The organism is Psychrobacillus sp. NPDC096389, from assembly GCF_044762855.1.
Taxonomy (GTDB): Bacteria; Bacillota; Bacilli; order Bacillales_A; family Planococcaceae; genus Psychrobacillus.
Genome location: NZ_JBIWFB010000001.1, coordinates 486,588 through 499,403 on the forward strand (window position 1 = coordinate 486,588; position 12,816 = coordinate 499,403).

Here is a 12,816-nt window from a genome sequence, read left to right on the forward strand (position 1 = left end):
ATCTATCTTCCCACTTATAATGAAAAAAATTTTAGTTATTTCCAGAATTGTTTCTTACACAGGGACACGTCAAAAACCAAAACCACCAAGACAAGTCATAGCAATAAGAACTAACACATACATTAAAAAAGTACTAAATAATGAGAGTTACTTTATATGTAACTCTCATCATTTACATAGGAAGGAAGCGATTAATATCAGAATGCATTAGCGATTGATCAGGAAAAACTTATCGATTTGAAGAGTAAGTAACTGGGGAAAAAGGGGAGAAACATGTTGAAGAAGAAACTAGTAAATAAGCTATTTAGCACATTCATGGTACTAGCTATGATATTTACGATGTTCAGTCCGGCTATAACCGCATCCGCTAATACAGATGTCAAGCCATTCAAACAGAACTTACCGGATGAAAGCAAGATGGAACTGAAAGCGGCAATTGCAGAACAACTTAATTTGTTGGATGGCGGACCAAAACTACACAATGAGCTACAAGACCTATCGGGTAACCAAGAAGTTGCAGTAATCGTACACTTATCTGAAAAACCAGTTGCCCTTGAAAAAGGGATAAACGAACTAAAAGGAAAATCATTTTCAGCGGCACAGGAAAATGAAGTAAGAAATAAAGTAAAAGCACAACAAACAACTGTAAAAAAAGAATTAACTGCAAAAAAAATTGCGGTGAAACAAGGTTATACATTTGATACTGTATTAAATGGCTTTGCCGCAACGGTAAAAGCAAGTGACCTCCCAAAACTACTTACTGTTCAAGGAGTTACTTTAGTAGAACCAGATACAATAGTTTATGCTTCTGAAGAACCACAAAAAACGAAACCGTCAAAACCTTCTACGATTAACAAAGATAAAATCGTAGATGCAAAAATGAATACAAGTATATCCTTCCTAGGAATTGAACGACTTTGGAATGAAGGAATTGAAGGACAAGGCATCAAAGTAGCAGTATTAGATACTGGAATCGATGCGGATCATCCAGAATTTGCAGGTATTTATAAAGGTGGAAAGAACTTTATCCCGAACTCATCTACCTATACAAAAACTCGTTCAGAAAATGATGCATCGGAAACTTCCCCAGTAGAACGTCCTGCTGGAACACCGGAATTTAATGAAAGAGGAAGTGCGTTTTATACTTCTCACGGTACACATGTAGCAGGTACAATTGCTGCAATTGGTGCGAATGAATACGGCATTAAAGGGATTGCACCAAAAGTAGATCTTTATGCTTATCGAGTGCTAGGAGCTTATGGAAGTGGATCCTCATCAGGAATCGTAAAAGCCATTGATACGGCGGTAATCGAAAAAATGGATATTATAAATCTTTCCTTAGGCGGGGGCGCTAACACTGAAACAGATGCTGGATCATTTGCGATAAACAACGCTATGATGGCTGGCACAATTGGCGTAATCGCTACTGGTAATGACGGCCCTAACCGCGGAACAATGGGAACTCCTGGGACAGCTCGTTTAGGTATCGCGGTTGGTAACACAACTAATCCAGAAACAATGTACAACGGACAAGTAAATGTAACAGTCGGTGACTATGACCTTACGAAACAATTACAGTTAATGGGTACTACTTTTGGTAAAGATTTAGGAACGCAATTGCAAGGCCAGTATGACTTAGTAGCTGTTCCTGGAAATGGGGAAGCTAAGGATTATCAAGGAATTGATGTGAATGGAAAAGTGGCATTAATCTCTCGTGGTAGCATTGCGTTTGTTGATAAGATTGACTATGCAAGAGAAAACGGAGCAGTTGCAACGATCATTCATAACTTTGCAGGAGGCACGAATGCACCAAATGCATCTGGTACATTCCTAGGAGACTCATTTGCATTTATTCCAACGTTTGATATGTCTCAAACAGATGGAGAAGCAATTCGTGCAGCGTTAAATGGAGGAACAGGAAAAGTTTCTTTTGGAAATTTTAACTCTACAGCAACCGTTGGAGATGAAGTCAATGATTCCAGTTCACGTGGACCGTCTACTCCAAACTTTGATATTAAGCCAGATGTAAGCGCTCCTGGTACAAATATCATGTCTACAATTCCTATGTACAAAGCAGATTTCCCAGAAGCTGTTTATGATGAAGCATATGATCGCAAAACGGGAACTTCGATGGCTACACCACATATAGCAGGGATTGCGGCTCTTGTAAAACAAGCGAATCCGGATTGGAATGCATTTGATATAAAAGTTGCACTTTCTAATACAGCTAAAGTGCTGAATAAAACAAAATACGATGTATTCGCACAAGGTGCTGGACGTGTAGACGCATACGCAGCAGCTCATCCAAGCGTACTTGCTTATGCAATTGACGAAGCAGTACTAGACGGAACTGGTGCAAAAGTTGAAAACTTAAAAGGGACGGTTACATTTGGTCCACAGCCATTAACGGAAAATCGTTCTGTCACCAAACAAGTTCTTGTAAAAGATGTGAAGGGCAGTGGAGGAGATTATCAAGTAACAGTTGATACGACAAAATCATTTGGCGATGCAAAAGTTACGGTGGATAAATCTTCATTCACATTGAACGGAGAGCAACTGTTAAATGTGCAATTGACTGCTTCGAAAGCGACAGCACCAAATGGATCTGAAATTCTAGGATTTATCCATATTAACGGTGGAGGTTCTGAAATCTCATTGCCATTCGCAGCTGATTTTAGTAACGTAGCAGCAGCCGCGGAAATTAAAGATATGAAAATTACAGAGACGGACCTTTCCTTCAATGGAGACGGTGTGAAAGATTCAGCTGTACTTTCATTCACGTTGACTGGTAATGTGACAACAAACTATATCGAGCTTTGGGATATCATGGATCCTGAAGGTGGAGAATACGGTGACGGCTATATTGGCTACTTACATGCAGGTTCTTCACTTGCAAAAGGATCTTATACACTGAATGTAGCTGGGCAATACAAACCATGGGGCACTGCACCTGCAACAACGATTCCAGATGGTCTATATACTATTGACTTTTCTGCGCAATCTTCTTCAGGTGTAATTGGTGACTATGTAGGACCGATTGTCGTGAAAACAACAAAACCAGAAATTGAAGGATCTGTGAAAGATGGAGTGGCAACAGGGCAAGTAACGGACAAATATATTGATTATAATGAAGAACTATATTGGTACGGTTTAGAATTTGATCTTAATGACAAGCTTAAAGCTTCTTATGTTGCAACAGTTAACGGAGAAACTTCTGCACCAGTACAGTTTAAATTAGCGCAAGATGGATCTTACTCATTCCCAGTAACAGCGGACACAGATTCTGTAAAAGTTGTTATTCAAGATGCTGCCGGTAATGTAGGAGAAACTTTAATTTATGAAAAAGAAGAAGCAATCGTTACGCTTTCTGTAAATCCTACAGCAGTTGATTTAGAAGTAGGTGGAACAGCTCAACTGGCTGTTACTGAAACTTCAACTCCAAAAGAAGGTGCTGCAACAAATACAGATGTAACAGATGCTGCGACATATGCAGTAGCAGATGAAAGCATTGCAACAGTCAAAAATGGATTAGTAACAGCAGTAGGAAAAGGTTCTACAATGATTACAGTTACCCACGGTACAAATGAAGTAACGGTAAACGTAACAGTGAAAGAACCAGTAGTAATTGTACCAGGAATTACATTAACAGCTAACACAACGGAGCTTGAGCTGTTAAAAGGAAAAGAAGCACAATTGAAAATTACAGAAGTAATAACAGCAGCAGATGGCAAAACAAAAACAACAGACGTAACGAAAGCGGCAACATATAAAGCTGCGGATACGAAAGTAGCTACGGTTAAAGATGGTTTAGTAACAGCTAAAGGCGCGGGAAGCACAACAATTACAGTTAAATATGGAAAAAATGAGCTTACTGTAAATGTTCTAGTAAACGAACTAGGGGTAACTCTAACTGCAAATAAAACAGAGCTTGAACTGTTAAAAGGAAAAGAAGCACAACTAAAAATTAAAGAAGTAACAACAACTCCAGATGGCAAAACCAAAACAATAGATGTAACAAAAGCAGCAACTTATAAAGTAGCTGATACGAAAGTTGTTTCTGTCAAGGAAGGGGTAGTAACAGCTAAAAATGCAGGAAGCACAACTATTACGGTTAAGTACGGTAAAAACGAGCTAACTGTAAATGTGAAAGTTACAGAATCAGTAGTGACTTTAACATCAAACAAAACGGCACTTACTTTAGAGCCAGGAAAAGAAGCACAACTGAAAATTATCCAAGAAACAACAACAGCAGATGGCAAAACGAAAAAGACAGACGTAACAAAATCGGCAACCTATAAAGCAAAAGGTAATATTGTTTCCGTAGAAAATGGTTTGGTTACAGCACTTAAAGCAGGTACTACAACGATTACCGCAAAATACGATAAAAACGAAGTAACGATAGATGTCACTGTGGTAGAACCAGTAGTTACGTTAACTGTAAATAAACCAGAAATTACACTAGAACCAGAAAAAGAAGCAAAACTAACGATTAAAGAAGTAATCACTTCTGCAGACGGAAAAACAAAACAGTCAGATGTAACAAACTTCGCCACATATACATCTAACGATGAAGAAGTGGCTACTGTAAAAAATGGTGTAGTAAGAGCTATTAGTGGTGGGGAAGCAACAATCACTGCTAAATATGGAAAAAACGAAGTAACTGTAAAAGTAACAGTTATCGCACCACAAGAAGTACTAACTGTAAACAAAACAGACATTTCGTTAGAGCCACAAAAAGAAGCGAAACTAACTGTTAAATTAGTAACAACATCAGCAGATGGAAAAACAAAAGAAAGAAATGTAACTTCAAATGCTACCTATAAAGTAGAAAATGGGCAAGTAGCTTCTGTAACAGATGGCGTAGTAAGAGCTAAAAATCCGGGAACTACTACTATTACTATTAAATATAACAATAGTGAAGCGGTTGTTAACGTAACAGTTATAGCACCAGAACTAACACTTGTTGCTGATAAAACACAACTTGACTTAGAACCAGGAAAAATAGGTAAATTGAAAATTACAGAAGTAAAAACAGCATTAGATGGAAAAACAACTCAAAAAAATGTAACAACAGCAGCTTCATATAAAACATTAGATAAGAATATAGCTACTGTATCAAACGGTGAAGTAACGGCTAAAAACGTAGGAAACACATCCATCATCATTAGCTATGGCGGAAATGAAATAACTGTAAATGTAACGGTCACAACACCAGAAGTGACACTAGTTGCAAATACTACACAAATTGATACCGAAGAAGGAAAAGAAGTACAACTAGCTATTACAGAAATCACAACAGCAATGGGCGTAACAAATGAAAAAGATGTAACAAAAAATGCGAAATATTCGGTAGATAATAAGGCAGTTACAGTTACTAAGGATGGTTTAGTTAGAGCACAAAAAACAGGCAACGCGTTAATTACTGTTAAATACGGTAAAAACGAACTGACTATTAATGTGACTGTTTCAGATCGAGCAATCATACTAGTAGTTCCAAATGCGGAAAACTTAGTACCTAGTCCAGAATCTTTCGCACCGGATTTCAAAACCCCGGAACCTGTTCCAGAGTATTACGTACCAAGTATTGAAACACTTATGCCGGGTGCAGGAGCAATTCCTGTCCCTGTGTGAGAAACAATTCTGACAATAGTTTGTGATTCCAAAGAAACAGCTGGACAATGTCCCAACTGTTTCTTTTTTTTGAGTAGTGGATGCTCTGTGTAAGGAAGTATTCAGAATAGTGTCTCACACAGGGATGTTACAACTAACATATGGAATTTTAGTCCTGCTATCAGTATAATAATAATCGTGGGTATTTTTAATCATGTAATACATAACCACACGAAAACATACAGGTCCAAGGTCTCTTACTGCGCTATTATTATGTAAGATAGATTAGAGTGGCTAATTTTTTGAATTGAAACATGATAGGAGCCAAAAGAATGAAGAAGAAATGGATAGTTGCCGCAGCTTTAATGCTAATCGTAGCTGGGTGTAGCAACGAAACAGAACAAGGAGAAACCAAGGAAGAAACAACGAAGACTGAAGTTGCCGAAACTTCAACAATAAAGGAAAAAGTTAAAAACTTAAAATCGGCTGATCTAACTAAACTAGAAGAAGCGATCCCTGCCTTAGCAAATGAAATAACCAATAAGCTTGAAACCATCAAATTGCCTGCCATACAAGAAGGTCAACAGAACAGACCTAACTCAAGCCTGAACATAGATGAAAATACTTTTAATCTATACATATCTTTAGAAGACAACAGCGCAGAATCACCGGGAATTCCATTGAATATTTACATACGAACTTTCGAAAAGAAAGACTATCAATTCTTTTTAGATGAAGGATATACCAAACTTGAGTCAAATCGAGAGTATTTAATTGCTCCTGATGGAAGTGAAAAAATTGTTTTCATTGATGGTGACTATCTTTATGAAATGGACTCCATTTCAACCATGATGAACTACGAAGGAAGTACATACGCTGTAGAACAATTATTGGACTTAGCAGATCAACTGAATACTGATTCTGCATACAAGCAATTTTTTGAAATTAATTTGGAAAACTATAAGTTACCTACTTATTTCTTACATGACGGGAAAGAGCCATATCGCTTGTTTGTAAACTATTCTGGTGAAAAGTATCCTTTTGAACTCGAAGAACAATCCCTACAGATTAGCAATAACACTATGAACTTCGAACAGTCTTCTCTTTACCCACATTATGAAGCTTACGGAGATGAAATAATTATTGATGAAAATGTTGGCTATTTAAGTTTTGGTGATGATGCAAATTTTGAAATGGTAAATGGAGAGCGATTGTACAGATTAAGTCTTGCTGTTACAGATGTAAATCAAACGACAGGGAGGCCATCGTATGCGGAAGTTCCAAATTGGCAAGAGGAACTAGCAAAGGTCATAGAAAGTTTAAATCTACCAAAGCAAGAAAGTACGACAAATGTAAAAGATACTTCTGAATATGACAAAGTGTTAGAAAGGCAAAATATAGAACGGGAAATGAGACTAGCTTTAATCAAAAAAGTCTACATCGAAACTACTCTAGTTGAATCTGTGTTCTTTGAAAGAGCCCTTCAATTCAGTTATTTAGGACCTGAAATTTCAGCAGGATATATGAAAGAGCAACTCTTTAAGAGATTTATAAGAGTTGATAAGGAATTTGAACAGATAAATCTCATGGAAATTAGTAAGACGCATATTGGATTGCTGAACGAAAAAGCGGAAGCAGCAATTGACGACTTATTTGAATTTAACATGATGAATCCAAATGAGGTCTTTTACCTACAAGAAGATATAGAAGGAGAACCTACGTATTATTGGATTTTACAAATGGAACAATCAGTCGATGGATATAAGGTGCTTAATATTTATGATACTGAAAATGAGATGTTTTTGACTGATTATTAATTTTGACCTGTCCCTGTGCAATGAAAAATTCAGAATTGTTTGTTGCACAGGGACCCTAAAAAAGGAGATATAAAATGAAGAAACTGTTCTTAGCAATTATTTTAGTATTTTCTCTCGTTGCGCCTACATTTGCGCACGCTGAATCTTCATCATTAGTAGTAATGGTGAATAATAAAGAAGTGGAGCGATTTAGTTCATTTACTAGTAATGGGACGACTTTTGTCCCTCTAAATGAAATTGCTGAATTGATGGGGGAAGAAGTAACTTCAATTTCATATCAAAAGAAAGTGATCATTCAAGGAAAGTCAGGATTTATAGTTAGCGTAAAAGATAATCAAACAACGGCAGTAGTGAACGGGAAACTCTATCCTTTGAAAACAAAAACAGTGGATGGTAAGCAGGTTGATGCCAAGGTAAAGTCTATTTATAAAGATGATCAAGTTTATGTTCCCATTGAATTTATTGCGTCTGGAAGAGGTTTGACGTATCCTGTAGAAACTGTAAATGAAGCTACTAAAACAACAATCCATATCGGAGAAATCCCAGCAGCAGTAAAGAATGCCATTAATAATAAACCGATAATTTTAAAAGTAAACAACAAGCAAGTATCAAACAAATTTAGTCCATTTGTTCAAAATGGCACAACATATGTCCCCTTAAATGAAATTGCAAAACAGATGGGAGGAAATCCTGAAACGTTTAAAAAGGAAGTACAAGTGGAATTAAATGGATTAGTTTTTGCCACTGTAACAGCTGATAAACCTACTGCCTCCATATATAATTCACAACTGGCGAGTAGAGATAGGACTCGAATTGTTCCATTAAAAACAAAAATAGTAAATGGAAATACTATTGATGTAAATGCAAAGGCCATTTATAAAAATAATCAACTATTTGTACCAATAGAATTCATCTCATCTTCTGATGGTTTGAATTATTATGTAGAAACCGTAAAAGGTAGTACCAAAACAACGATATACGTTGGCGAGTTACCTACAGTACTTGCTGAAACAATCGAGCAAACAGGCTATGCAACGAAATGGTCGATTGTTGTTCCATCACCTGGTGATTTTACAAATGTCACCTCAATAGTATTGAACCAACAAGTGTTCATTGATCAAGCGCAAGGAGAATGGTATAAAATTCGGATTGGTAAACAAAGCGGATTCGTAAAGAAAGACACGGTTAAAATAGGAAAATCTCCAGCTACAGGAAAAATGTATCCAGATGGATGGTTCGCTCCTACTTTGAAGTCAAAATGGAGTAAAGATCCTCGAGTAAACTATAAAACACTTGAAAAGGAATTAGGTTTTACAAAAGGTGGTACTACTTATCACATTTTTGGTGGTTATGGTATGCAAGTTGTTTATGATGGTTCGGCTTCTACTGAGGTTGGTATATCATTTTATCAATGGGAAAACAGTACGCTTAACCAATCTTATCGTATACCAATCGTAGCCAAAGAATTGTTTAAATTGTATTTTGGTAAAGATGCAGACCGCGTTTGGAATTATTTTAATAAAAATGATATCCCCGAAAATTTTACCGCTAATGGAAGAACGGTAAAAGCTCAATACGTGGAAGCGACGGGTTCTATTTATTTACAGGTTGGACACAAGAAATAAAAAAATCGTCCCCAAAAATCGTCCCTGAAAAATCGTCCCTGTGTGATAAACAATTCTGATAATTGTTTATAATTCTTAAGACACAGCTGAGGATATGTCCCCAGCTGTGTCTTTGTGTATCGCTATTCGAGAGTTTTCTCCCAATGTAATAGCTTTTCTATATAATGAGTTGTCAGAATAGTTTCATACACAGGGACAAAGAAGGTTTCCATCGCTAAATAAATTATGCTCCTCTAACGCTCACCTAAAAGACAGGTGGGCGTTATTTGTCGTTATAAGTAACAAGACGTAATAAATACTAATCAATTAGAGACGCATTAAGGTCATGTCATTAATACAAATCGTAAGTTAATATAATAATAGAGTATTCAGAATAATTAACTAGAGGGGGATTTGAAATGACGGACGGTACAAATGGTAAAAAGAAAAGTATTTTTAGTTATCTTGGTCCTGCATTAATTACTTCTGCATTAGTGCTAGGACCTGGGAGTGTTACTCTTTCTTCTAAAATAGGGGCAATTTATGGTTCTCAGTTAGTTTGGACGCTTGTTTTGGCAATCATTTTGATGATGGTTTATACAGAAATGAGTACGAGAATCGGTATAGCAGCGAAGGAAAGTTTTATAGGGGTCATTAAAGAAAAGTGGGGATTTTTTGCGGGGATATTGATAGGGATTGGTGCATTTTTAGTTACTGCATCTTTTCAGGCAGGTAACGCAATTGGGATTGGGATAGCAATATCTACTGTTACTAATATGAATGCGACTATTTGGATTGTTATCTTTACCTTGCTATCCATTGCATTATTGTTTGCCAAACAATTTTATACGATTTTAGAAAAAACGATGCTTATTTTAGTAGTTATTATGTTAGTTGCTTTTCTTATTACGGTCATACTGGTTCAGCCTTCGTTTGTGGATATATTTAAAGGTTTTATTCCGACTATACCTAAAGGTAGTATTGGTCTTATTATAGCGCTGTTTGCAACTAGTTTTTCTATTGTTGGTGCAGTTTATCAATCATATTTAGTGAAAGAAAAAGGATGGACGGTTATCGATGCCGATAATGGGCGAAAAGAGTCGTTTCTCGGAATTTTTCTTCTTGGTTTTATTTCATTTTTAATTATGATTACTGCGGCAACTATTTTAAAACCTCAAGGATTGGTTGTAAATGATGCTAGTGAAATGGGATTAGCATTGGAACCGCTTTTTGGAAGCTGGTCTACTTTTGTATTTATGCTTGGTTTGTTTGGTGCATCTTTCTCATCTTTAATGGGAAATGCCACTATTGGTGGATCTTTATTAGCAGACGGGCTCGGATTGGGAAATAACTTATCGAATATGAAAGTAAAAATTTTTATTATACTTGTCATGCTTTTTGGATCAGTGATTGGGATTGTGTTTGGGTCTGCGCCATTAAACTTAATCGTTTTCGCACAAGCGGTGACTATTTTTGTAGTGCCTTTCATTGCAATAGCTATTTTAGTTGTAGCAAATGATGAAAGAGTAATGGGAGAACTCAAGAATAAGTTGTTGAGTAATATTTTAGGGGTAATTGGATTGTTAGTTTTAATCTATTTGGCATTTAACAATATTAAGAATATCTTTTTTTCTTAAAGGATTTGAGGAGGACTTATGATGAAAACAGTGGAAGAATTAGAGAACTTAATGACAGAACCATCTGCAGCATTGATTGATGATATGTTAAAAATAGAAGGTAATATTATGATTTTAGGAATTGGTGGAAAGATGGGGCCAACACTTGCGGTTAAAGCCAAAAAAGCAATTGATAAGGCGGGGATAGATAAAAAAGTAATTGGCGTTTCACGTTTCTCCGATGGATCATTGAAAGAGGAGTTAGAGAGTTTAGGAATTGAAACGATTGCTGCGGATTTATTGGATGAAGAAGAGTTAAAGAAACTACCCGTAGAGAAAAATATAATTTATATGGCAGGTAATAAGTTTGGAACAACTGGTAATGAACACTTTACTTGGACTATGAATACGTATCTGCCGGGGAGAGTTGCAGAGCATTTTAAAGGTTCTAACATCGTCGTTTTTTCGACTGGGAATGTGTATCCACTAGTACCGGTTGCTTATGGTGGTTGCGATGAACTTCACCCCGTCGCACCAGTGGGGGAATATGGTCAATCATCATTAGGAAGGGAAAGAGTGTTTACTTATTTTTCTCAAAAAGATCATACTCCGCTAACAATATTCAGACTGAATTATGCGATTGATATGAGATATGGTGTTTTGCTCGAAATAGCAAAATCTGTTTATAATGAGACTCCTTTAGACTTATCGATGGGTCATGTAAATGTTATTTGGCAAGGAGATGCCAATGAATATGCAATACGTTCGCTTTTGGTAGCAAGTTCTCCTGCTACAATTTTGAATGTAACTGGTCCAGAAACATTATCCGTCAGATGGCTTGCCAATGAGTTTGGACGCTTGTTTGGAAAAGAACCGATTTTCACAGGGAAAGAAGAGGAAAATGCACTATTAAACAATTCTAGTAAAGCACATAAATTATTTGGATATCCAAGCGTTTCAATAAGAGAAATGATTGAATGGACAGCAGACTGGGTAGCGAATGATGGTGAAACGATAAATAAACCGACACATTTTCAAGAACGAAAGGGGGAATTTTAAATGACACTCTCCCATGAGTTAAAGGCACTTTTACATGAAGGGGCATTTATTCCGGCACATCCCCTTGCATTGACACATGACAAGCAATTGGATGAACTAGCACAAAGAAGATTGACTAGGTACTATTTAGAAGCAGGTGTTGGTGGAATTGCCGTAGGTGTCCATACAACCCAATTTGAAATTCGGGACCCCGCATTTAATTTGTACGAGACTGTTCTGCGACTGGCAATGGAGGAAGTGAAGCAAGCAAAAATAGAGCGACCGTTTTTAAAAATAGCAGGGGTATGTGGGGAGAAAGACCAAGCGATTGCTGAAGTGAAGTTAGCAAAAGAGATTGGTTACGATATGGTATTATTAAGTAACGGTGGATTGAATGATTATTCTGAAAGTGAACTACTCGAGCGTACAGTAGAAGTTGCAAAAGAATTACCTGTCTTTGGTTTTTACCTTCAACCCGCTGTTGGTGGGAGAGTTTTTAGTTATAATTTTTGGGAACAGTTCGCTAGTATCCCAAATGTAATGGCTATCAAAGTTGCCCCTTTTAATCGCTATCTCACATTAGATGTCATTCGGGCTGTCTGTGCTTCTCCAAGAACAGAAGAGATTGCTATCTATACGGGGAATGACGATAATATTATTGCAGATTTATTGACGTCTTATAATATTGAAATAGACGGAAAAAAAGTATCGAAACAAATTGTTGGTGGTTTACTTGGACATTGGTCTGTATGGACACACACAGCAGTAAAGTTATTTGAACAACTAAAGTTAGACCGTCGTCATGACCAAGTGGATAAGAAATGGTTTTCTGTTGCACAGGATGTGACAGATTGTAACTCAGCATTTTTTGATTCGAAAAATGATTTTAAAGGAAGCATTGCGGGAATTAATGAAGTGCTAGCTAGACAAGGGCTCCTAAAAGGCAACTGGTGTTTAATGGATCATGAAGTACTAAGTAAAAATCAGTCGGAAGAAATTGACCGAGTGTACGCAACTTATCCGGAGTTGCATGATGATGAATTTGTAAAGTCTTTTCTAATGAAGGAAAGCGTACGGTAAGAAAGAGGAAAAGACACATTCATTAGGGTGTGTCTTTTCCTATTGGAGGTG

General features: G+C 36.8%; 6 protein-coding genes. All 6 read left to right on the forward strand.

Annotation, left to right across the window (positions count from 1 at the left end; translation table 11 throughout):
* Positions 1 to 276 precede the first annotated feature (276 nt).
* The 6 genes from ACIQ38_RS02370 to ACIQ38_RS02395 all read left to right on the forward strand — a co-directional run bounded on the left by ACIQ38_RS02370 (position 277) and on the right by ACIQ38_RS02395 (position 12,765).
* Positions 277 to 5,631, forward strand: a complete 5,355-nt coding sequence (locus ACIQ38_RS02370; RefSeq protein ID WP_483880205.1) for a S8 family serine peptidase — start codon at positions 277 to 279, stop codon at positions 5,629 to 5,631.
* Between the two features lie 311 nt (positions 5,632 to 5,942).
* Entirely contained in the window at positions 5,943 to 7,427 is a 1,485-nt protein-coding gene (locus tag ACIQ38_RS02375) for a hypothetical protein (protein ID WP_402817449.1), read from the forward strand.
* Positions 7,428 to 7,501: 74 nt separating this feature from the next.
* Entirely contained in the window at positions 7,502 to 9,052 is a 1,551-nt protein-coding gene (locus ACIQ38_RS02380; protein ID WP_402817451.1) for a stalk domain-containing protein, read from the forward strand.
* 398 nt (positions 9,053 to 9,450) lie between these two features.
* Positions 9,451 to 10,668, forward strand: a complete 1,218-nt coding sequence (locus ACIQ38_RS02385; protein WP_402817452.1) for an Nramp family divalent metal transporter — start codon at positions 9,451 to 9,453, stop codon at positions 10,666 to 10,668.
* A gap of 21 nt (positions 10,669 to 10,689) precedes the next feature.
* Positions 10,690 to 11,706: an NAD-dependent epimerase/dehydratase family protein gene (locus ACIQ38_RS02390; protein ID WP_402817454.1), complete on the forward strand. Its 1,017-nt coding sequence runs from the start codon at positions 10,690 to 10,692 to the stop codon at positions 11,704 to 11,706.
* Positions 11,707 to 12,765 carry a dihydrodipicolinate synthase family protein gene (locus ACIQ38_RS02395; RefSeq protein ID WP_402817456.1) on the forward strand — a complete coding sequence of 353 codons (1,059 nt, stop codon included), beginning with the start codon at positions 11,707 to 11,709 and terminating at the stop codon, positions 12,763 to 12,765. It begins immediately after the preceding gene.
* The last annotated feature ends 51 nt before the right edge of the window (positions 12,766 to 12,816 follow it).

What these genes read in the sequence shown, in the direction of transcription:
- ACIQ38_RS02375 (WP_402817449.1), top strand. Translation starts at nt 5,943, where the DNA reads ATGAAGAAGAAATGGATAGTTGCCGCAGCTTTAATGCTAATCGTAGCT.
- ACIQ38_RS02380 (WP_402817451.1), top strand. Translation starts at nt 7,502, where the DNA reads ATGAAGAAACTGTTCTTAGCAATTATTTTAGTATTTTCTCTCGTTGCG.
- ACIQ38_RS02385 (WP_402817452.1), top strand. Translation starts at nt 9,451, where the DNA reads ATGACGGACGGTACAAATGGTAAAAAGAAAAGTATTTTTAGTTATCTT.
- ACIQ38_RS02390 (WP_402817454.1), top strand. Translation starts at nt 10,690, where the DNA reads ATGAAAACAGTGGAAGAATTAGAGAACTTAATGACAGAACCATCTGCA.
- ACIQ38_RS02395 (WP_402817456.1), top strand. Translation starts at nt 11,707, where the DNA reads ATGACACTCTCCCATGAGTTAAAGGCACTTTTACATGAAGGGGCATTT.